The organism is Paenibacillus sp. FSL H8-0259 (genome assembly GCF_037963255.1).
Taxonomy (GTDB): Bacteria; Bacillota; Bacilli; order Paenibacillales; family Paenibacillaceae; genus Paenibacillus_AQ; species Paenibacillus_AQ phytohabitans.
This window is the reverse complement of the sequence record NZ_CP150147.1, coordinates 6,684,703-6,706,240: the sequence shown is the minus strand read 5'-3', so window position 1 is coordinate 6,706,240 and position 21,538 is coordinate 6,684,703. Positions and strand designations below refer to the sequence as shown.

The window sequence follows — 21,538 nt, the reverse complement described above, 5'->3', positions numbered from 1 at the left end:
CATTCGTAGATGAAAATAACATTAGCAGTTACCTATAGGAAAAGGGTGAATCTAATTGACAAACAGTAAATGGATCGGCGCAGCTTTGGCTTCAGCACTTCTCGTAACAGGGGGATCAGTAAGTGTTTTGGCTACAAGCAGCAGTGTGAGCGCCGCCGCCGTCAAGACAGCCGCAGTCGGGGAGGGAAGTACTACATGGAGTATCAATGGTACGCCGGTTGCACTCAGCACAATCAACAGCGGTGGATATAAACTCTATTCGTTAAGCCAGGTGGCAGGGGAGCTTGGAGCAGGACTTGTGCTCGGCAGCAGCGGATTTCTATTAAATGACAGCAAGGGCCTACATAATGTACAGATTCAGGCGGGTGTAAAAAGCTATCAGGTTGATGGTGAAGCACAGGAATTTACAGTAGCACCTGTCGTTCATAACAGCAAAACCTATGTTGAACTCACGAAGCTGGTTACCGCACTTGGCGGTGAACTGCAGGCTGAAACCAGCAGTATCCTGAGCTTCGCCCGGCCGACCGGCCAATTCGATACCCTTCACTGGAGTGCGGACGGCGGCCTGATCGCCAGCCAAAGCGACGCTGAATCCACACTGCTCTATAAATTCAGCCAGGTGCCCGGCAATTATGAATGGTTCTCTTCCAACAGCAGTGCTGTGGATTATGCAGTTTCTGCGGACCAGCAGTGGGGTGTGTTCAGCAATGAGACAGGCCTTCTGCAGCTGATCAACCTGTCCAGCGGAGTGATCACTACCCTTGGCAAAGACACCAGCGTGAAGACGGACCTCGTATGGTCCAGCGACGGCAAGACAATCTATTTCATTCAAGGCGACAAGCAGGAGAAGCTGGCGCAGATTTCTGTAGAGACCGGAGAGGTCAAAGCGCTGCTTGAGGATAAAGTGGAGAATAAATCGGAGCTTCGCGTATCGGCGGACGGCAAAACTGCCGTGTACATTGTCAATGTAACAGGCACAGCCAAGAATGATGCCGACAGTACAGAAGATTCACTGACTGTAGACTTCAGCAAAGCCGGAGAACAGCTGTACAAGCTGGATCTGGCCACCAAAGGCGCGAAGCCGGCAGCCCTGACTACTGCGCTCGACAACAAGCTGTACCCTGAGATCCTTGCTAACGGCAGCGTAGTGTACCTGAGTGCAGATCCGGAGGGCACTGCCGCCAACACCCTGAAGTCGATTACAGCTGACGGCACCAGCACAGATATCACCTTGAGTGCTGAAGCCAACTGGTCTGCCGGAACAAGTACAGGTCTGGTGGTTGCAGGCTTGAGCGCAGATGGCAGCACTGTAATCTACTCTATTGCAGGCGGCGCGGCACCGGTTGAATTATTCCGCACGGCAGAAGATGTGTCCGAGGTGTCTGTCTCGAATGACGGCAGCAAGGTGGCCATTGTCAGCGACGGCAAAATCCTTGTAATTCAGAACGGCAAAGCAGTGCAGCTGTCCAATTAATACTGACTAATACTGAGCTTCACTGATTCACAACAACATATATCGGCGCTGGCCGCCGGGAGGAGAAATTATACATGAAGGTTTTCCGGAAATTAACAGTTACAGCGCTCACCGCGGTTATCGCGGTTACCGCAGCTTTTGCAGGGGTTGCCGCTGCTGCGGACAGTCTCAAGGGTAAAATCACCGTTAACGGTTCGACCGCACTGCTTCCATTGACGCTGCAGGCCGCCAAAGAATTCCAGAAGCTTCACCCTAAAGTGAAAATCGCCGCTTCAGGCAAAGGCTCCGTAACCGGACCTCAAGCCGTGAAGAAAGGCATTGCGGATATCGGCGCCTGCGACTGGGATGCCAGCATCGATGTTCCGGGCTTCAAAGCTTTTGAAGGACAGGTAGCGAACAAGGTAGCGGTCATTCCTTTTGCAACCATCGTGAACAAAAACGTCGGTGTAGACAACTTGACTACAGAACAGCTTAAAGGAATCTACTCCGGCAAAATCACGAACTGGAAAGAAGTCGGCGGAGCTGATGCCAACATCGTGGTTATCACCCGTGCCTTCGGTTCCGGTACCCGTGTCAACTATCAGGCGAAGGCACTTGCCGGCGGAGATATTGTGAAGAAAGAGAAGAACTACAAGGAAACCGGCTCCAGCGGCGACATGAAAACAGCTGTGGGCACTACTCCTAACGCTATCGGATACATCGACCTTGTCTACGTGACCGGCAGTGACATCAAAGCCGTGAAGTTCAACGGTGTGGAAGCGACTACGGACAATGTTATCAACGGCTCATACAAGATTTGGGCTTACGGCTACTACATGACCAAAGGCCAGCCTACCGGCGCTACCAAAGAATTCATCGAATACGTGCAGAGCAAGAAGTTCCAGCAGGGTTCGCTCAAAAAGCTTAAATTCATTCCGATTGCCGCCATGCAATCCTAGGATCAACCATAGTACAAGGTAACAGACTGATAGGTAACAGCGGCCAGCTCCGGAGCTTCATGCGGGGTTGGCCTCTTACAGGAGGGAAAGTATGGGGGCACCGGTTCATAGCCTGACAGCACAGACACAGAAGAGCCTTGAGGAAGTTAAAGTAAATACCAGAAGACATAAGAGACATCTGCTTGGCAACACGATATCCCGTTATTATTTCCTGTTCAGTATCCTTGCGCTTTGTGTGGTGCTTGGACTAGTTATTGTATTCATCGGCAAAACGGCGCTGCTGCTGTTCGGGAGCGTCTCGCCGCTCGATTTCTTCTTCTCGTTCAACTGGACACCGGAAGAGGATGCCTTCGGCGCCGCTGCCTTTATTGTAAATACATTATCGCTTACCGCATTGACCCTGGTCATCGCCGTACCAATCTCAGTCGCTATGGCCGTGCTCTGTGCGGAGATCGCGCCTAAATGGCTGACAAGCTTCATCCGTCCGGTGCTGGATCTGCTGGTCGGTATTCCTTCTATTGTATATGGTTATCTGGGCTTGACCGTACTGCTTCCCTTCCTGCGAAGAGTGAGCGGAGAAGGCCTGGGGGACGGACTGCTCGCCGCAGCCCTCGTGCTGGCGCTGATGGTGCTGCCGACCATTTGCCGGATCAGCGATGATGCCATTGTGTCCGTTCCGCGCAAATACCGTGACGCCGCGTATGCGCTGGGCTCGACCCGTCTTCAGGTCATTATGCGCGTTGTACTGCCGGCAGCAAGCCGGGGGATTGTCTCGGCCGTTATTCTCGGCATGACCCGTGCGATCGGCGAGACCATGGCGGTGGTTATGGTGATCGGCAATACGCCTCAGCTGGCGAAGACCCTGTTCACGCCAACCTCCGTGCTGACCAGCAACATTGTAATGCAGATCTCGAATGTTGAGTTTGAGTCCACCTGGAACTACTCCCTGCATATGATGGCCTTCCTGCTGCTGCTCATTTCCTTTGTGCTGATTCTAATTATCCGCGTGCTGGGCCGGAAACGGAGGGATGCCTGATGAACGGGTTTACTCGTACACGATATACGGCAAGGGCGCAGCGGCGCAACAAAATAGCAACCATCGGTTTCTACACACTGGGCGCTCTGGTGATGCTGCTGATTTTCTGGCTGCTGTTCACCATCTTAAGCAAAGGCCTGCCGGCGCTCCGGCCCGACTTCCTGATCAAGCAACCGGAAGAGATGGATGCCGGCGGGGGGATCGGCCCTGTGCTTTTCAACTCCTTCTATATTCTGTTCATCTCGCTGCTGATCTCGGTTCCGATCGGGATCGGGGCAGGTATCTATATGGCAGAGTATGCGCCGGATAATGCCTTCACAGGCGCATTGCGCATCTGTGTGGAATCCCTGGCCTCCGTTCCGTCCATCGTGTTCGGCCTCCTGGGCCTGGCGATCTTCGCCGAGTACTTCGGTGTCGGCCTGACCATCCTCGGCGGAGGCGTGAGCCTGGCACTGCTGAACCTGCCGATGCTGGCCCGCGTCACGGAAGAAGCCGTGCGCGCGGTCCCCGGCGAGATCCGTGAAGCCGGCTATGCACTCGGCATGACGAAGTTCCATGTCATCCGCAAGGTCGTGCTGCCGGTAGCCCTTCCGGCTATCATCACCGGCGTCTGCCTCGTGGCCGGACGCGCCTTCGGGGAATCGGCGGTTATTATCCTGACCGCCGGACTCAGCACCTCCGGTGAGATGTGGGATTTCAATCTGTTCTCGCCGGGTGAGACCCTGGCGGTCCATCTGTGGTACGTGCAGTCCGAGGCGATTGTCGAGGATGCGCGGCAGATCGCGGACAAGTCCGCTGCGGTGCTGGTGTTCGTAGTCCTGCTGATTAACTTTATTTTCCGCTTTCCGCTGTGGCTGGGGAACCGCCGCCGGGGGCGCTGAGACTTAGACTTGGAGCGGTATATGTGAATGACAGGCTGCCTTTGCTGTGGATAATCCACGGCGGGCAGCCTGTTTGACGTGACAGGAGACGCGGAGGATCGCAGGCGCCGGAGGGCTTTTTTTCACAGGGGAGCCTATCTATTTCCATTGCTTAAAATTATAATAATACTAGAATGAATGAAAGCGGTTATAAGGAACAGGGGGTATGCCGAATGCCTGACCGTATGTCCGAGCAGGAACTGAATAAGCTGATTAATATGCTGGAGCTGTCGCAGGGTGACGGTGATATCGAGTTTGATATTTCATTTATGGTATCCGGTGACCCGGATCATGACCACGGGGGGCGGGTGCTGGTCCGGGCTGACAAAATCTTCGTACAGGACCCGCTGCCCGGCGGTTCGCCCGCAGTGATTATGGGAGTTCTTCCGGTTAATCTATATGTCAACGGCGAGCCGGTTTCCGGCCCGGCCGAGGTAACTACGGAGGATACTATAGAGTGGGAAATCTCGGAGCCGCCGCTGTATTCGATTACCGTGTCGGAGGATCGTCTGCTGGCTTTTTTCACCCTCCATTCCACGAAGAAATTCTCCTGGAAGCTGAATGATCATTTATCCGCCGGAATGGTGGAAGTAGACGCCGTGATGAATACGGAGAATGTTGTCGGAATTCTGGGCCTGAACCAGATTATTGCCGACTTTGAGCGCCGGGGAATCATTCAGAACCTGAATATCTCCGGAATTCATGCTGAACTGCAGAATCCCACTTATCAGCCAATTACCGCTGCCCAGGGCAGAGCGGCTGTGCCGGGGGAGAATGCGTATCTTGAACTGTTTTTCTCCGAGACGATTGAGAATGAATTCAACGAGATTGAAGGCCAGGTGGATTACCGCAGCCATCTGCGTATTCCTTCCGCGATCCGCGGTGAAGTGCTGGCGCGCAAAATTCCGGTTATCGAGGGGATTCCCGGCTATGACGTATATGGAGAGATTCTATATCCCCCGCAGCCTGCAGACCTTACGATTCTCGCCAAAAATAATACAGTCCTGCTGATCGGCAATGAAATCCGCGCCCTGCGTGAAGGCCGGCCCCGGGTGACCGGTGACCGGATCAAATATTTCGACATCTGCACGTCCTACATCGTACCCGGCAATGTGAACATTAAATCCGGCAATATTGTATTCTCCGGCGATGTCATTATACGGGGCGATGTCGAGGACAATATGATCATTGAGTCGCTGGGTAACGTCTATGTTGCCGGCAGCATCTATAACTCCACCATCACAGCCACCGGCAGTATTCTTGTCAAAGGCAATGTAGTGAACAGCAATCTGTACTCCGGGTATTTCGGCGTGATGTACAACCGGATCTACAACTGCTCCAAGCTGCTGATTGAAGAGACCAAGATCCTCCAGACCGCGGTCCGGATGCTGGTTCAGGCCGTCCAGGGGCGGAAGCAGAGCGTGAAGTACGGACAGGCTGTGCTGCTGCTGCTGGAGAGCAAGTTCCAGAAGATCCCGCAGCTGATCAAGGAGCTGCTCTCGGTGCTGGCAACGGTTCAGGCCTCTTACCATCAGGATCTGGAGCAGACGCTGCATTTCCTGAATCTGTTCTTGAAGCCTGCCCAGCTGGTGGATTATATGAGTGAAGCTTCGCTCAGCGGAGTGATCGGCATGCTGGAGGAGCTGCATATGGGTGTGGCCCGGATGCAGGAGACTAAGGTCGAGGTTAACATCGGCAAATGCCAGAACAGCACGCTGAAATCCAACGGCGATATCATCATCCACCGGGACGGGATTGTGCAGAGTGAGCTGTTCTCTTCGGGCAATATTACGTTTCTCAAAACATTCTCCGTCTGCCGCGGCTCCAAGCTGGAGGCCGGGGGCAGCATTTCTGCCTTTTATGTCGGCGGGGAGAGCGGCGCACAATCCTACCTCAAGGCCAAACAAAGCATCTCCGTCCGCAAAATGTACCTGGGCAAAGTCACCATTGACCGCTATACCGCAGACATCACCGAGCCGGTGGAGAACCTGGTCTTCAACGCCGAGAGTCTGCGGAGCATGAAGCTGGCTGCGGAGTCCGGGAGAGGGTAGTGTAATATAAGAGCGTCCTGTATGCCTTGTGGCTGCGTGGGCGCTCTTTGTTTATGTTGCAGTGAGAAATAGGGCGAAGTGAAGGAGAACGTCAGAGTGCGGGGATACGGGTGCGGGTGGCAGGGATGAAGCGAAGTGAGGGTAAGTGAAGGTAAGCGGCAGGATGATGCAAGTGTAGGGAGTAACAGGCAAGATAGAAGAAGCGGTGAGGAATAAGGTGAAGACGATGAGGGGCGCTGTAGACTGTATGCGAGGAAATAGAGCATTCCAGGATATATGCGGAATCTGTGTCCGCATGGCCTGCGGAATGGCGCGATCCGCCCAAATAAGGGCCCTCCAGTCCGCAAGGGCCCCGCTATGTGCTGGCACGTACCGTCCCGGAAGAATACAGCCCATTCGGGCTGATTGCGAAGCAGATCCTAACGAAGCGTATGCTCCAACGTCCCCGTTGGCGCGAGGGTTCTCATCCTCCGGACGCACAAACAGCCTCCCCGAAGGGAGGCTGTTCTATGACGTCCCGGAAGGGATTCGAACCCCCGACCGTGCGCTTAGAAGGCGCATGCTCTATCCAACTGAGCTACCGGGACATGGTGCCTGACTGAAAAGCAAGCAAAAATTATGTTATCATACATAGATTATTTTTTCAACTTGTTTTTTTGAAACCGTACGGGGATATGCTATAATCAACAATTGATTAGGGTTCGGATGAAGAGGAACGGAGAAAAGGAGGTGCCCTCATGAATCAATTCAATTCCCCTGCCAAAGAGAATATCGTGCTGTTCCCGAAGACGCTGGATTATTATCAGATCCAGCTTACGGTAATGCTGGAAAGTGAACGTTACGGGGAAGCGATGGAACTGCTGCGTTTTCTGCTGCAGTGCCAAGGACAGGAAGAGCGGCACTACGAGGAGTGGCAGTCGCTGCTGGATTGGCTGGAGGCGGCGTTTCCCTACGCCGCACAGGGCGGGGATGCGGATGATGCCCCCTCTGCAGAAGAGCAGGATCTGAAGGAAGAGGATATGGCCCGGATTCTGGCCAAATCCAAGCTGGAGGAGGATGCGGATTATCCCGATAAGCTGCTGAAGCGGGTCATGAATGAGCCGCTGTCCGAAGCGACCGTGCTGGCGCTGGAGCAGCTCTCCTACCTGGAGGGAAGCCATGTAGATGAAGCGCTGACCGGCTGGCTGCAGCAGGCTGAGGTGCATCCGCTGCTGCAGTTCCGCACGCTGCAGACGCTCCGCCGCCGCGGGGCCCAGGGGGCGGTCAGGCTGAGCCGCGGCCACGAAGCCGCTGAGGTGGAGATCGAGGCTGTGCCGCTGCAGAATGACGAGTTCCCGCCGCAGGTAAGCCAGGTGCTGGAGCGGGTGGCGGAGCAGGCCGAGGTGCATGAGCCGACGCTGTACTATTTTGCCCAGGAGCTCTGGGGGCAGTTCATCATGTCGATTTATGGAACGAAGGAATACCGCGAGCTGCTGGACGGAGAGTATTCACTGCTGGATATTTGGGCCGGAGCCTTGCACCAGATGGTGTCGGAGAGCCTGAACGGAAACCGCAATGAAGAGGAAACACGGAGTATGTACGGGATCACGGACAGCATGCGCTTTCAATTCGAAGCGGCCTACCGTTCGCTCAAAGGATTTGTAAAGAGTTCTCTACTTGATAAATAAAGTAATGTTGTATATAATATAATGGTTATTCTGTGCGTGAATTGTATGACTTTTTTTAAGTAAACATGTAACCAATTTTGGAGGGAAAAGTATATTATGAAAGCAACCTGGGAAAAAATAGAGAAGAACCTTGGAGTTCTTGAAGTCGAAGTAGAAGCAGACCGTGTAGCTGCAGCACTCGACAAAGCTTTTAATAAAGTGGTTAAGAAAGCAAACGTACCTGGATTCCGTAAAGGTAAAGTGCCGCGGCCAATTTTCGAATCCCGTTTTGGTGTGGAAAGCCTGTACCAGGATGCCATCGACATTCTTCTTCCTGAAGCTTATGGCGAAGCAGTTGAACAAACCGACATCTTCCCTGTAGACCGTCCTGAAGTAGACATCGAGCAATTCGCCAAAGGCCAGCCGTTCATCTTCAAAGCGAAGATCACTGTTAAGCCAGAAGTGAAGCTGGGCGAGTACAAAGGTCTGGAAGTTCCTGTACAGAAGGCTGAAGTAACTGATGAAGAGCTGGACGCTGAACTGACACGTCTGCAAGAGCGTCATGCTGAGCTTGTTGTAGTTGAAGATGAAGCAGCTGTTAACGGCGACATCACTGTGATCGACTTCGACGGTTCCGTTGACGGCGTTCCTTTCGAAGGCGGACAGGCTGAGCGTCATTCCCTCGAACTGGGAAGCAACTCCTTCATTCCGGGCTTCGAAGAGCAAGTAGTTGGCATGTCCACCGGAGACTTCAAAGATGTTGAAGTTACTTTCCCTGAGGCTTACCATGCTGCTGAGCTTGCCGGCAAAGTAGCTGTATTCAAAGTGAAGCTGCACGAAATCAAACGCAAACAGCTTCCTGCACTGGATGATGAATTCGCTAAGGATGTAAGTGAATTCGACACTCTGGAAGAATACAAGGCAGATCTGAAGGCACAGCTGGAGTCCCGCAAACAGGAAGAACTCAAAGGCGTTCGCGAAACTGCAGTAGTTGATGCAGCTGCTGCTAATGCTGAAGTTGAAATTCCTGAAGCTATGATCGCCAGTGAAGTAGAGAACATGGTTCGTGATTTCGACACCCGTCTTCGCCAGCAGGGCATGAACATGGATATGTTCCTCAGCTTCTCCGGCCAGACACGTGAAGACCTGCAGGAACAGATGAAGGGCGATGCCGAGAAGCGCGTTCGCAACAACCTTGTTCTGGAAGTCATCGCTAAGGAAGAGAAGATCGAAGTTTCCGAAGAGGAAGTTACTCAAGAGCTTGCTACTATGGCAGAAGCTTACAAACGTACTCCTGAAGAAATCCGCAGCATTCTGGCGGCCAATGGTTCCCTGAGCAGCCTGAGTGACGAAATTTCGCTGCGCAAGACTATTGAGTTCCTCGTTAGCAATAGCGTAGAAGTTGATGCTCCGGCTCCTGTTGTAGAAGCGCCCGTTGAAGAAACGGCTGCAGAAGAAGCAAGCGCTGAGTAGTCATCTGCTGAGTAGTCTTCTTTAGAAATTTTACCTAGCACGGCCATTTCCATTAGGCCTCCATAAAGAGCAGATAAGGCACGTAAGTTTTTGTTACGTGCCTTATTTTTATCGGGGCGGACGTTATGTGAGTACATACCACGAATCAAGAATTGGCATTGCCCGCGGAATTGCGATATAATGGCATGCACATGAGCAGTGCGGTTAAGAGCAGCAGTGAATAAATGACATCCCGCTTTGAACGTGTTAAAATATTTCTGAAACGGAAAGACTAATCTGTATAGAGAAAAGAGGTTGGTGGCATGAGTCTGGTACCAATGGTTGTGGAAACGACAAGTCGGGGAGAACGCTCATACGATATCTATTCGAGATTGCTCAAGGATCGCATCATCTTCCTAAGCAGTGCGATTGACGATGATGTCGCCAATCTGGTTATTGCCCAGTTATTGTTCCTGGCAGCAGATGACCCCGAAAAAGACATTCACTTGTACCTCAACTCGCCCGGTGGTTCTGTCACAGCCGGCATGGGTATATATGATACGATGCAATATATCAAACCGGATGTTTCAACGATTTGTGTAGGGATGGCTGCCAGTATGGGATCATTGCTCCTTACAGCTGGAGCGCCTGGCAAGAGATTTGCGCTGACCAACAGCGAGGTTATGATTCATCAACCGCTTGGCGGCGTTCAGGGGCAGGCATCCGATATCTGGATCCATACCGACTGGATTCTGAAGACGAAGGCGAAGCTGAATCAGATTTATGTAGAGCGCACAGGTCAGCCCCTTGACAAAATCGAACGGGATACGGACCGCGATAACTTCATGAGCGCGGAAGAAGCGAAGGAATACGGGCTCATTGACCAGGTACTCTCTTCACCGATCATATCTTAAAGGGGTGGTAAGATGTTTAAATTTAATGATGAAAAAGGGCAACTGAAATGTTCTTTTTGCGGCAAATCGCAAGAGCAGGTTCGTAAGCTGGTAGCAGGACCTGGCGTTTATATATGTGACGAATGCATCGAGCTGTGCACGGAAATCGTGGAAGAGGAGCTCGGTCACGAAGAAGAACTGGATATGAAGGATATTCCGAAACCGAAGGAAATCCGCGATATTCTGGATCAATACGTAATCGGCCAAGAGCAGGCGAAGAAATCGCTCTCCGTTGCCGTATACAATCACTACAAGCGTGTGAACAGCCAGAGCAAGATTGAAGATGTGGAGCTGACGAAGAGCAACATCCTGCTGCTCGGACCTACAGGCTCGGGTAAGACCCTCTTGGCGCAGACGATGGCGAAGATCATCAACGTTCCTTTTGCCATTGCAGATGCCACTTCCCTTACGGAAGCAGGTTATGTCGGTGAAGACGTTGAGAACATCCTCCTGAAGCTGATTCAAGCGGCTGATTATGATGTGGAGAAGGCCGAACGCGGCATTATCTATATAGACGAAATTGACAAGGTAGCCCGTAAATCGGAGAACCCGTCCATTACCCGTGACGTTTCCGGTGAAGGCGTACAGCAGGCTCTGCTGAAGATCCTGGAAGGTACAGTGGCTTCTGTTCCACCGCAAGGCGGACGTAAGCATCCTCATCAGGAATTCATCCAGATCGATACCACGAACATTCTGTTCATCGTAGGCGGTGCTTTTGACGGCCTGGAGCAAATGATCAAACGCCGTATCGGCAAAAAAGTCATCGGCTTCAACGCAGGGGCTGAAGGTCAGAAGGATCTCAAAGCCGGCGAATACCTCTCCATGGTATTGCCTGAGGATCTGCTCAAGTTCGGCCTCATTCCTGAGTTTGTCGGCCGTCTGCCGGTCATCTCGACCTTGGAGCCGCTTGATGAGAACACACTGGTACGTATCCTCTCCGAGCCGAAGAACGCGCTCGTGAAGCAGTACATTAAGCTGCTCGAGATGGATAATGTAGCGCTGAAGTTTGAACCGCTTGCCCTGGAAGCTATTGCCAAGGAAGCGATCAAACGCAACACCGGTGCCCGCGGACTGCGTGCAATCATCGAGAGCATTATGCTCGACGTGATGTATGAGGTTCCTTCGCGTGATGACATCAAGGATTGTGTCATTACCGAGAAGGTTGTCCAGGAGAAGTCCCTGCCGGAGCTTAGTCTCAAAAAGGATAAGAAAAAAGAAGAAAGTGCGTAAGCAATGAGTAATCATCTGCTTAGTGCAGCTTAACAATACAATTCAGGGTCTCCACTTTCTCCCGCACACCCCGCAGTACCTGCGGGAGCGGAGAGGGTGGAGCTTTGATCGTTATGGGGGAGAAAACCATGTTCCTGAGACACCAGACCCGTCCCGTCAATGTCGGCGGGGTTATTATTGGGGGAAACAACGAGGTTGCTATCCAAAGCATGTGTACGACCAAAACCGCCGATGTGGAAGCGACCGTAGCCGAGATTCTGCGGCTGGAGGAAGCCGGATGCCAGCTCGTGCGTGTGACGGTTAATAATGAAGAAGCGGCGGCGGCAATTAAGGAAATCAAGAAACAGATTCATATCCCGCTGGTAGCGGATATTCATTTCAACTATAAGCTGGCCCTGCTGGCGATTGAGAACGGCATCGACAAGGTGCGGATCAATCCCGGCAATATTGGACGCCGCGATAAGGTGGAAGCTGTAGTTAAAGCCTGCAAGGATAAAGGGATTCCAATCCGTATCGGGGTTAATGCCGGTTCCCTGGAGACGCATTTGCTGGAGAAATACGGCTATCCTACACCGGAAGCTATGGTGGAGAGTGCCCTGTACCATATCGGAATTCTCGAAGAGCTGGATTTCCATGATATTATCGTATCGCTGAAGGCATCCGATGTGCCGATGGCCATTGAAGCCTACCGCAAAGCGGCGGAGGTTATTCCGTACCCGCTGCATCTGGGGATTACCGAGTCCGGTACACTGTTCGCAGGAACCGTGAAGAGCTCCGCCGGGATTGGTGCGCTGCTCTCCATGGGGATCGGCAGCACGGTACGTATCTCACTGAGTGCTGATCCGGTAGAAGAGGTGAAGGTGGCACGTGAGCTGCTCAAGACCTTTGGTCTGATCTCGAACGCGGCTACACTGATCTCCTGCCCGACCTGCGGACGCCTGGACATTGATCTCTTCTCTATCGCCAATGAAGTAGAAGAGTACATCTCCAAGCTGAAGGTGCCGATTAAGGTATCTGTACTGGGCTGCGCAGTGAACGGGCCGGGTGAAGCAAGGGAAGCCGATATCGGCATCGCCGGCGCACGCGGGGAAGGTCTGCTGTTCCGTTACGGCAAGATGATCCGTAAGGTTCCTGAGGCAGAGCTGGTCTCCGAGCTGAAGAAGGAAATTGACATCATTGTGGCGCATTTTGAAGAAACGGGTGAGATTCCCGGCCGCAAGCATGCGGGACTGGCTCCGGCTGTAGTTGTTGGTAACCCAGAGGGCAGCAATTAACTGAACTGATTCTATCGCATCCTATCCTAATAGCAACTATGTTTATATACATGAAGCGCCCCGCTGCAGAGGTCTGGTTCGTTCAGACCGACTGCGGCGGGGCGCTTTTTAATAGCTAAGAATTTAGATGTTTTGGGGGTTATTTTATGTTCTTTTCCGGAAAACAACCTTCTTCAGCAGGGTTAGAACGTAGATCATGAACGGGATCAGCAGGAGGAAAATGAACGAGAATTTCCCCCATACCGTTCCGATAATGTCATTGACGTAGACGGTGTTGATATATGTATTCCAGGCGATGATGAGGAACAATACGGCCAACGGGTAGATCAGATGCTGTGGAGCTTTGAGCCCGAAGACCGTTTGGATACCCTTCAGGATGGAGAGGTAGAGCAGCGAAATTTTGATGAAAAAGGTTAATATCCAGATGGTGATCAGTAATCCTTCGACGCGCTGCAGAATGTTCCCGATATTGATCGTTTTGGCCAAGGCGTAAGCAGGGAAGGTGCTATTCTCGGTCTGCTCAATGCCAAGCACCAGAATGCTGAGCAGTACAATAAGGAGCAGCACGATACCGCCGGTCAGAGTGCCCCACAAGAAGGCCTTCTCCCCGCTTTTTCGCTTATGGACCAGGGGCAGGAACGTCATCATCACAATCAGCTCCTGAAACATGGCGGCCTGAAAACCGGCCTGGAAAACGGGACCTGTGCCTCCCTCCAACACAGGCTTGATATGATTCCATTCAATCTGGGGGATCAGCGTGAGGACAAGGATCAGGAACAGAAATAATACCCAGGGAAACAGCAGCTCCCCCAATCTGGCGAGTATGACAACCCCCATGCCGGCACTCATAACCGCAGCAATCAGGAACACAATCTGGACGGCCTCAATCGGCGTTTCCGGCATAATCTCACTCGACATGAAGAATCCAAGGTCACCCAGCAGAGTGCCGGTGAGAATGAGGAAATAGAACAGATACAGCAGTGAAATTATTTTACCGGGCCATTTACCGAAGGCAGCTTCGTGAATTTCAAAGAGATGTTTGCCGGGGTGAAGCCGTGCGATGAATAGATACAGCACCACCATGACCAGGTTGATCATAAGGCTGCAGAGCGAGGCGATCCAGGCATCTTCTCTGGCGGTATGCGCAAGTCCGCTCGGGATGACCAGAATAGAGGTGCCGATGGTTAAACCGAATGTCATAATGTAGAACTGCCTCGCGGCAATACCGGTACGGCTTTTCACCTCTATCTCACATCCTTTCCGCAAAAAAATATTCAGGACAGCAGCTCCATTATGCTGCGAACCCAGTCAAGCGGCCTAAGCTGGGGCAGATCCGCCTTATCTGCGAGAGTAACTATGACAGTCAGAGCCCAGATGCCATAGAAAGCAGCGGTATCCCGGGCGGAACGGAGCCTAAGAACGCCGGGTGTCTTCAGGAAGAGTACAAACAGCAGGAAGAACAGTAGCAGCAGACTCCAGTTCATTTCTCCTCGAGCTCCCTTTTGAGCGGCTGTATGACCGAGCCGATGCGCCGGACCGCCACCTTGGAATGAACATCAATCTTAACGGTCTTGAAGGTGTCCGCCCAATGGTCGCGGTAATCCTTCCACAGCTTCGGATATTTGCGGTGCAGCGCTTCTCCGAAGCCGAAGATATCCGAGTTATATTTCTGCTGGATCTCCCGGATATCACTGGCCATTCTGTCGTCGAAGCGTTTCTCCAGATTCTTCTCAATGCCCTCAATGCTGGACGGCTTGTTCAGATCTAGGGTTCCTTCCACTGTCGTCAGATTCGCTTCTATATTCAGCCGCACCGTGAATTCGGGTTTGGCCTGGTCATTCAGCTTGATATCCATCGAAGTGTCTGCCCGGTAAACAATGAAGCCTACGGTTCCGCCATCCGGGCCGGGGACATTTCCAACCGTTGAGTCTACATCGTTCAGCGTATAATTAACACTCTTGCTGAGCGGTTCGCCCAGCCAGCCGACCAGCTTGTCTTTTTTGAACACGGCGATGCCGGCATGCTGGATCAGGGCCTTCGGGCTGATGCTCTGCACATTTTTGGCGGACTCCCCGTCCTCCAGATCTCCTTTTAACTGTACTCCCGACATGATCGGGTTCGAGCCGCCGCGCTCCAGCTCGGTAATGAACTGCTGCAGGGTTACCTTCCCGGTCGCTGCCCATTTCTTATGGGAGACGAGAATGGAAGAATACAGGGAGTTCGCCGGAATATGCTCGAAAGGTGTGATAATCTCCAGGATCTTCGAAGCTTTCGAGTTCTTGGCTACCAGCAGGTAGAAATCGGTACGAAGATCATGGTCGCGTGAGATGAAGTCCAGCGCATCGCTGACCCCGCTGCGGGCCAGTTCTTCCCCAAAGACAAGCACACGGATATGGGCCAGATACAGCATACGGGGAGTCATGCCCAGCATCCGCTGCAGCGCATCGGGGACGGTACGGCCTACGGATTTGTAGGTTACGACAGGCAGGCTTCCTGAGGAGGCTCCCTTCTGGTTACCGGCCTCGCTGGGATTCATAACCTGGACGGTGACCGCATACCCCTCCGGAACCAGATCAATGCCAAGCGCCATGACCAGAGCGAGATCATTCAGTTCTTTGCGGCTCCAGCATCCGGTAAGTGACATGAGACTTAGAATCAGGAGGATCGTAAGGGCACGTCTTCCCCGCATTAGGCAGCGTTCCTTTCGTTATAGATTCACAGGCAACCTCTAGTTTCGTCCAAAAAACTTCTTCATGCTGCGCCGCGAGACGCGGATGAAGGTGTCCCGCTGGCTCTGCCAGCGCATAGGCGCGAAGGAGGTCATGTAAGGGACGCCTACCGATTCCAGGCTGCACAGATGCAGGCCCAGAATAATCATCGCGATAATCATCCCGTACAGGCCGAAGGAGGCGGCAATCGCCATTAGCACGAAACGCAGCATCCGCACAGAAATGCCGACATTGAAGGCCGGTAATGCGAAATTAGCGATCGCTGTGATCGACACTACGATGACCATGGCTGCTGAGACCAGCCCCGCATCAACCGCTGCCTGACCGATAACCAGGGTTCCGACGATAGACACGGACTGGCCGATGGATTTGGGCAGCCGGATACCGGCCTCGCGCAGAATCTCGAAGGTAATCTCCATGATGAAGGCTTCAAGGAATGCCGGAAAAGGAATCCCCTCGCGCTGCCCGATCAGGCTGATCAGCAGTGTGGTCGGAATCATCTCCTGATGAAAAGTAGTGATGGCGATATAGAAGGAAGGGGTCAGCAGAGCAATGGCGAAACAAAAAAATCGCAGCAGCCGCACCAGACTGGCGAAATCGCTCCGCTGGTAGTAGTCCTCACTGGATTGAAAGAATTGCACCAGCAGTGCGGGAACCACAAGCACAAACGGAGTCCCTTCCACCAGAATGGCGATCCGCCCTTCCAGCAGTGCCGATGCCGTGACATCCGGACGCTCGGTATTATAGACGGTCGGGAAAGGGCTGTAGCGCTTGTCCTGAATCATCTCCTCGATATAATTGCTCTCCAGTACGCTATCCAGCCTGGCATCATCCAGCCGTCTGCGCAGCTCCTCCAGTACGACGGGATCGGCATTGCCTTCAATGTACATCACCGCGACATCCGTCTGGGTCTGCTCCCCCAGCTTGCGTGACTCGATCCGCAGCTTCGGGTTCTGGATGCGCCTGCGGACCAGAGCGGTATTCTCCCGCAGGGATTCGGTGAAGCCTTCTCGGGGCCCGCGGACTACCGACTGGGAGACCGCATCCTCCACCGCACGCTGCTTGAGAGCCTCTGTACCGGCAGACAGCGCCGTAACGCTGCCTTCAATGAAGAGAATCGTGTTGCCCGCCAGAATTTCCGTCTCAACCTCTGTATAGTTGCTGATCTCTCCAACCTTGCCCAGGGTAAGCGTCCGTTCCTGCAGCAGCTTGAGGCAGGTTACCGGCGTGAATTCGTCCAGTTCATGGAACAGGCCGGCATCCTCGTGAACCGCTTGAATGAGAGACTGCGGATCAGACAGGCCTTCAATAAAGACAAGCACAGCGGACAAAGGGCCAAGTGTGATGAACCGGTAGATGATATCTGTACTTTTGCCCAGGCGGACTTGCATTCCCTCTATAAAAACGGACAGAGATTCCGGCAGCTTCTCCTGCGGTGATCCTGCATTTTCCAGCTGCGTCATGTGCATTCGCCTCCTGTTATCCGGTATAGTCTTTCCGTTTATGGGAATCGTATGCAATCTGCGGGCCGGGAAGGGTGCAGGAGTCTTCTGTTTTTTTGGCACAGGCGTTTATGAATGATTGAAACGGCTATACTACCTAGTAGTAGTTAAATACTGGACAGGCAGACGGAAGGAAACAGGAGGGTGTGCTATGCAACTAAGTATATTGCTGATGATCGTGCAGCTCTTTTTCGCGCTGGTCATCGGCGTTTATTTTTGGAATCTGCTGCGTGGACAGAAGACCAACAAGACGGCGGTAGACCGGGAATCGCGCAAGGAGCTGGATAAGCTGCGCAAGATGCGGATGATCTCTCTGACCAAGCCGCTCTCAGAAAAAACACGTCCGGCCTCCATCGATGATATCGTCGGACAGAAGGACGGGCTGCGCGCACTTAAGGCCGCGCTCTGCAGTGCCAATCCGCAGCATGTTATTATCTACGGGCCGCCTGGTGTGGGCAAGACAGCCGCTGCGCGTGTGGTCATGGAGGAAGCGAAGAAGAATGCGCTATCCCCGTTCAAGCGCGATGCCAAATTCACAGAGATCGATGCCACTACCGCGCGCTTCGATGAGCGCGGGATTGCCGATCCGCTCATCGGCTCGGTGCATGATCCAATCTATCAGGGTGCGGGGGCCATGGGGGTGGCCGGAGTTCCGCAGCCGAAGCCGGGAGCGGTAACCAAGGCGCATGGCGGGATTCTGTTCCTGGATGAGATCGGGGAGCTGCATCCGATTCAGATGAACAAGCTGCTGAAGGTACTGGAGGACCGCAAGGTGCTGCTGGAGAGTGCGTACTATAATTCAGAAGACAGCAACACACCGGCGTATATCCATGATATCTTCCAGAACGGCCTGCCCGCCGATTTCCGGCTGGTTGGTGCAACGACACGTTCGCCGGATGAAATCTCGCCTGCGCTCCGTTCGCGCTGCATGGAGATCTATTTCCGGCCGCTGCTGCCGGAGGAGATTGCGGTGATCGGACGGGATGCCGTCCAGAAGGTCGGGCTGAAGCCAAGCCCCGAAGCGGTGGAAGTGGTGCAGCAATATGCCACGAACGGCCGCGAGGCCGTGAATATGATCCAGCTGGCCGCCGGATTGGCCCTGACCGAAGGCCGGGATACCCTGAGCGCTGCCGAAGTGGAATGGGTCGCGGGCAGCAGCCAGCTGCCGCTGCGGACGGAGCGCAAGATTCCGACGTCTCCGCAGATCGGGCTGGTTAACGGCCTTGCCGTCTACGGGCCGGGCATGGGCACGCTGCTGGAGATTGAAGTCTCCGCCGCACCTGCTGCTAATGGACAAGGCCGACTGAATATAACCGGTGTAGTCGATGAAGAAGAGCTGCGCGGCGGCTCACGGACGACCCGGCGCAAGAGTATGGCCAGAGGCTCCATCGAGAATGTGCTGACCGTACTGCGTACGATGAAGCTGGACCCGGACCACTACGACCTGCACATTAACTTCCCAGGCGGCACACCGATTGACGGCCCGTCCGCCGGAGTAGCCATGGCGGTGGCTATCGTCTCCGCCATCCGGCAGCTGCCGGTGGATAACACGGTAGCGATTACCGGGGAGATCGGCATCCACGGCCGTGTGAAGCCGGTCGGCGGCGTGGTCGCCAAGGTCGAGGCCGCGTTCCAGGCCGGTGCAACCACCGTGCTGATCCCTAAGGAGAACTGGCAGTCGCTGTTCGCCGACCTCGGTCCCCTGCGGGTCATCCCGATGGACACCGTCGAAGAAGTTTTCCGCCATCTGTTCGGCGCGGATACGGCAGACGTGAGAATGCCGGCCGTGTCGGGCGAGACCTTCTCTTCGGCGTCTTCCCTGCTGAAGGCGGATGCTTCGGGAGAGAATCTGGGTGGGTGAGTTAAGCTTTTGACCTGAATAGAAGGCGATCTCTCAGCTAGTATTTTGAGAGATCGCCTTCTTTAGTGTTAAGATTAGAATATAAAAACTGTAACGGCAAGAGTGCATAACTTATAATATGAACAATGTTTAATTTTCTAATTAATGAAAGAAGGATATAGATGAAAATGTTAATACTGTTGGTATGGGGGATGGCACTGTTGGTATTCACATGCGCAGCCGACTCGAATTTCTGGGCTTCCGGAACAATACCATACTTCCGCTTATCGCTGTCTCCAAATTTTCATGACTTACTCAAACTGGACTTGACGTATACATTGGGATATATTATCCGGAAAATTGGGCACTTTACGGGATTTTTGATTTTTGGATTACTCATTTTCAGGATAAAAAAGAGCTTCCTTATAAGTATTATCTATTCTGTGATATTTGCGGTTTCCACTGAGATTGTTCAGTTATTCTTTGGACGTGACGGCAGGTTGTACGACGCAGTTATTGATACAGCGGGGATACTATTCGGAATGATAATTCTCTATGCGTATCGAACTTATATACGGTCTCGCAGGTTGGATGGTTATGGAGCCAAGCAGATTCAATGATGAAATTCGAGCGGAAAGTCTGACATTCAACCAAAGATAGTGATATAATAAATAGATCAGTGTGTGGAGATATTAGTCTTTTATAGACTGAAAATATATGTCTCAGGATACGTCTGCCATCTGAAATACTATTTTTATGGAGATGACGTACATGCACGGAGAAACAAGACTGCCCAGAAACGCCAAAGAAGGTTTATTATTTTTATTGATTGTCTCAATTATTTCAGTCAATACTATTGCTCCTCTTATCGTAGGGTTGGAACTCGGATTCAGCAAGGAAGTATATCTGGATACACTGAAGATCCTTCCATTTATGTGGGTAATCGTAGTTCTGCTGGTACGGCTGGTGGCCGGACCTATTGTCCGCAAAGTGCTGCCGAAATTCACAGGACAAACCGACGGATTTAATGCCAGGGTTCTATTGAATATTTTATTGAATGTTACAATATTATCGATTTCACTATCGGTTATTGGCACATGGGTTGGAACGGGGCATGTAAGTTTGGAGCCCATCAGAAACTTCCTTCATATCTGGCCAAGGAACTTTGGGATAGCCTTCTGGATTGAACTGCTGGTTGCGCAGCCGATCGCAAGATTGGCAATGAAGACGTTGCATGCAAGGCAGGACCGTAAGGCACAAAGTGTAAATGCGTAATCAGGGCTAATCGTCCAAAATAATAATACATTCGGGGAACGTCCGTGACGGGCGTTCTTTTTTTATGTGTTATGCGTACGGCGGGATTCTCTTCTTGGATGAGATCGGAGAATTGGATCCGGTTCAGATGAATGATTTGCTTAGGGGACTAGATTACTTCAAGGTGCTGCGGGAAAAAGAATTTATTACTACTCTGAGGATATAATACAAGCGTATATCTATAATATCTTTAAGAACGAGGGGTCTTATGAGTTCCGCTGATTACGCAACAACGCATTTGCAGAGTGGAATTTCGTTTACTGCGCTGCATACGTGCTGCACGGAGATCCACTTTCAGCCGTTGCTATGCCGCGAGGGTGGTGAATGATCTTTTCATCTTTAAAATGCATTTTGATGAGATGATTAAGTTAGTAAATTGAAAAATATTGAATTATAAAAATAATGATTTATAAATATTCAATGCGGTAAAACCGAAATATGGACTATAAAGAAATAATGGATAGTGAGGTTAGGAAATGAAAATTGTGATTTTCGGAGCAGGTGGACATGCTAAAGTAGTACAAGAAATTTTCTTTCTTAATGGTATTAAAGTAACGGGATTTATAGATGATGATAAGAAAAAACAGGGGGCATTTATAATGGGTTTACCTGTGTTGGGTGGCAGTGAACTTTTACCGGATCTTATTAATCGTGGAATAACACACATCTTCCCGGCTATTGGGAATAATAGGAAAAGAGAGAGTGTGATGAAATACGCATCGGAAATTGGCTACGATACTGTGAGTGCTGTTCATCCATCTGCGATTATCTCTCCATCTGCAACAATTGGTAGAGGTGCTTTTATTGGATTTGGTTCGATTATTGTTACTGAAGCTACACTAGGGGAATATGTAATTGTAAACACCGGAGCATCAGTAGGCCATGAGTGTTTTATAGATAGTTATGCGGAGATCTCTCCAGGTGTGCGTTTAGCAGGACAAGTTAGAGTAGGGAAATACACCAGAATAGGAATGGGGACATCTGTAATTCAATGTGTCACAATTGGAACTGATGCGACTCTTGGTGCTGGTTCAGTCGTAGTTAGGGATATTCCTAGTAACACAAAAGCTTATGGAGTTCCTGCGAAAATCATTAGCACCTGATTACATACTGAAAGAGCATGGTGCAGGGTGTTCCTGCTCCTTGTTGCTTTGAAATAGTATGAGGTGTGGGATAAAC

General features: G+C 52.0%; 17 protein-coding genes and 1 tRNA gene. 13 read left to right on the top strand and 5 right to left on the bottom strand.

Going from position 1 to position 21,538, the window contains the following annotated elements; all coding sequences use genetic code 11:
* Positions 1-55: 55 nt before the first annotated feature.
* From NSU01_RS28680 to NSU01_RS28660, 5 genes are all read left to right on the top strand, one after another.
* Complete coding sequence (locus NSU01_RS28680) at positions 56-1,474, top strand: PD40 domain-containing protein (protein WP_144026218.1); 1,419 nt, start codon at positions 56-58, stop codon at positions 1,472-1,474.
* Positions 1,475-1,548: 74 nt separating this feature from the next.
* Complete coding sequence (locus tag NSU01_RS28675) at positions 1,549-2,412, top strand: phosphate ABC transporter substrate-binding protein (protein WP_039296622.1); 864 nt, start codon at positions 1,549-1,551, stop codon at positions 2,410-2,412.
* A 91-nt stretch (positions 2,413-2,503) separates the two neighbouring features.
* Entirely contained in the window at positions 2,504-3,448 is a 945-nt protein-coding gene (pstC, locus tag NSU01_RS28670) for a phosphate ABC transporter permease subunit PstC (RefSeq protein WP_042139674.1), read from the top strand.
* Entirely contained in the window at positions 3,448-4,329 is an 882-nt protein-coding gene (gene pstA / locus NSU01_RS28665) for a phosphate ABC transporter permease PstA (RefSeq protein WP_042139673.1), read from the top strand. Before pstC ends, pstA begins: the two co-directional genes overlap by 1 nt.
* A 212-nt stretch (positions 4,330-4,541) precedes the next feature.
* Positions 4,542-6,419 carry a FapA family protein gene (locus NSU01_RS28660; protein ID WP_076248580.1) on the top strand — a complete coding sequence of 626 codons (1,878 nt, stop codon included), beginning with the start codon at positions 4,542-4,544 and terminating at the stop codon, positions 6,417-6,419.
* Between the two features lie 513 nt (positions 6,420-6,932).
* Here NSU01_RS28660 and NSU01_RS28655 read toward each other — a convergent pair.
* Positions 6,933-7,006 (bottom strand) — tRNA-Arg (locus tag NSU01_RS28655).
* 150 nt (positions 7,007-7,156) lie between these two features.
* On the opposite strand from NSU01_RS28655, the gene NSU01_RS28650 reads away from it, so the two are divergent.
* The 5 genes from NSU01_RS28650 (at position 7,157) to ispG (ending at position 12,974) form a co-directional block, all read left to right on the top strand.
* The gene (locus NSU01_RS28650) at positions 7,157-8,086 is read left to right on the top strand and encodes a hypothetical protein (RefSeq protein ID WP_042139669.1); all 930 of its coding nucleotides are present in this window, start codon (positions 7,157-7,159) and stop codon (positions 8,084-8,086) included.
* Positions 8,087-8,182: 96 nt separating this feature from the next.
* The gene (gene tig, locus NSU01_RS28645) at positions 8,183-9,538 is read left to right on the top strand and encodes a trigger factor (RefSeq protein WP_042139668.1); all 1,356 of its coding nucleotides are present in this window, start codon (positions 8,183-8,185) and stop codon (positions 9,536-9,538) included.
* A gap of 302 nt (positions 9,539-9,840) precedes the next feature.
* Positions 9,841-10,431, top strand: coding sequence for an ATP-dependent Clp endopeptidase proteolytic subunit ClpP (gene clpP / locus NSU01_RS28640; protein WP_042139667.1), 591 nt, complete (start codon positions 9,841-9,843; stop codon positions 10,429-10,431).
* A gap of 12 nt (positions 10,432-10,443) precedes the next feature.
* On the top strand, positions 10,444-11,700 hold the full coding sequence (gene clpX / locus NSU01_RS28635; RefSeq protein ID WP_042139666.1) for an ATP-dependent protease ATP-binding subunit ClpX: 1,257 nt from the start codon (positions 10,444-10,446) through the stop codon (positions 11,698-11,700).
* 128 nt (positions 11,701-11,828) lie between these two features.
* Positions 11,829-12,974, top strand: coding sequence for a flavodoxin-dependent (E)-4-hydroxy-3-methylbut-2-enyl-diphosphate synthase (gene ispG / locus NSU01_RS28630; protein ID WP_039296744.1), 1,146 nt, complete (start codon positions 11,829-11,831; stop codon positions 12,972-12,974).
* A 144-nt stretch (positions 12,975-13,118) separates the two neighbouring features.
* Here ispG and NSU01_RS28625 read toward each other — a convergent pair whose 3' ends face one another.
* The 4 genes from NSU01_RS28625 to NSU01_RS28610 are packed head-to-tail and all read right to left on the bottom strand — an operon-like array spanning position 13,119 to position 17,166.
* A complete protein-coding gene (locus NSU01_RS28625; RefSeq protein WP_076248582.1) occupies positions 13,119-14,216 on the bottom strand; it encodes an endospore germination permease in 1,098 nt (365 codons plus the stop codon).
* 32 nt (positions 14,217-14,248) lie between these two features.
* On the bottom strand, positions 14,249-14,458 hold the full coding sequence (locus NSU01_RS28620; protein ID WP_042139665.1) for a hypothetical protein: 210 nt from the start codon (positions 14,456-14,458) through the stop codon (positions 14,249-14,251).
* Complete coding sequence (locus NSU01_RS28615) at positions 14,455-15,663, bottom strand: Ger(x)C family spore germination protein (protein ID WP_042139664.1); 1,209 nt, start codon at positions 15,661-15,663, stop codon at positions 14,455-14,457. The genes NSU01_RS28620 and NSU01_RS28615 overlap by 4 nt, the downstream gene beginning before the upstream one ends.
* Positions 15,664-15,702: 39 nt before the next feature.
* On the bottom strand, positions 15,703-17,166 hold the full coding sequence (locus NSU01_RS28610) for a spore germination protein (protein WP_179093646.1): 1,464 nt from the start codon (positions 17,164-17,166) through the stop codon (positions 15,703-15,705).
* Between the two features lie 190 nt (positions 17,167-17,356).
* Here NSU01_RS28610 and lonB point away from each other — a divergent pair, with 190 nt between their 5' ends.
* From lonB to NSU01_RS28595, 3 genes are all read left to right on the top strand, one after another.
* Positions 17,357-19,066: an ATP-dependent protease LonB gene (lonB, locus tag NSU01_RS28605; RefSeq protein WP_076248584.1), complete on the top strand. Its 1,710-nt coding sequence runs from the start codon at positions 17,357-17,359 to the stop codon at positions 19,064-19,066.
* 750 nt (positions 19,067-19,816) lie between these two features.
* The gene (locus tag NSU01_RS28600) at positions 19,817-20,320 is read left to right on the top strand and encodes a hypothetical protein (RefSeq protein WP_076248588.1); all 504 of its coding nucleotides are present in this window, start codon (positions 19,817-19,819) and stop codon (positions 20,318-20,320) included.
* Positions 20,321-20,835: 515 nt separating this feature from the next.
* The gene (locus tag NSU01_RS28595; RefSeq protein WP_076248590.1) at positions 20,836-21,462 is read left to right on the top strand and encodes an acetyltransferase; all 627 of its coding nucleotides are present in this window, start codon (positions 20,836-20,838) and stop codon (positions 21,460-21,462) included.
* Positions 21,463-21,538: the final 76 nt, after the last annotated feature.

Excerpts from the sequence above, each read along its gene's own strand:
- NSU01_RS28620 (WP_042139665.1), bottom strand. The coding sequence starts at position 14,458 with ATGAACTGGAGTCTGCTGCTACTGTTCTTCCTGCTGTTTGTACTCTTC.
- ispG (WP_039296744.1), top strand. The coding sequence starts at position 11,829 with ATGTTCCTGAGACACCAGACCCGTCCCGTCAATGTCGGCGGGGTTATT.
- clpX (WP_042139666.1), top strand. The coding sequence starts at position 10,444 with ATGTTTAAATTTAATGATGAAAAAGGGCAACTGAAATGTTCTTTTTGC.
- tig (WP_042139668.1), top strand. The coding sequence starts at position 8,183 with ATGAAAGCAACCTGGGAAAAAATAGAGAAGAACCTTGGAGTTCTTGAA.
- lonB (WP_076248584.1), top strand. The coding sequence starts at position 17,357 with ATGCAACTAAGTATATTGCTGATGATCGTGCAGCTCTTTTTCGCGCTG.
- NSU01_RS28675 (WP_039296622.1), top strand. The coding sequence starts at position 1,549 with ATGAAGGTTTTCCGGAAATTAACAGTTACAGCGCTCACCGCGGTTATC.
- clpP (WP_042139667.1), top strand. The coding sequence starts at position 9,841 with ATGAGTCTGGTACCAATGGTTGTGGAAACGACAAGTCGGGGAGAACGC.
- NSU01_RS28660 (WP_076248580.1), top strand. The coding sequence starts at position 4,542 with ATGCCTGACCGTATGTCCGAGCAGGAACTGAATAAGCTGATTAATATG.
- NSU01_RS28650 (WP_042139669.1), top strand. The coding sequence starts at position 7,157 with ATGAATCAATTCAATTCCCCTGCCAAAGAGAATATCGTGCTGTTCCCG.
- NSU01_RS28595 (WP_076248590.1), top strand. The coding sequence starts at position 20,836 with ATGAAAATTGTGATTTTCGGAGCAGGTGGACATGCTAAAGTAGTACAA.
- NSU01_RS28615 (WP_042139664.1), bottom strand. The coding sequence starts at position 15,663 with ATGCGGGGAAGACGTGCCCTTACGATCCTCCTGATTCTAAGTCTCATG.
- NSU01_RS28600 (WP_076248588.1), top strand. The coding sequence starts at position 19,817 with ATGCACGGAGAAACAAGACTGCCCAGAAACGCCAAAGAAGGTTTATTA.
- pstC (WP_042139674.1), top strand. The coding sequence starts at position 2,504 with ATGGGGGCACCGGTTCATAGCCTGACAGCACAGACACAGAAGAGCCTT.
- pstA (WP_042139673.1), top strand. The coding sequence starts at position 3,448 with ATGAACGGGTTTACTCGTACACGATATACGGCAAGGGCGCAGCGGCGC.
- NSU01_RS28610 (WP_179093646.1), bottom strand. The coding sequence starts at position 17,166 with ATGACGCAGCTGGAAAATGCAGGATCACCGCAGGAGAAGCTGCCGGAA.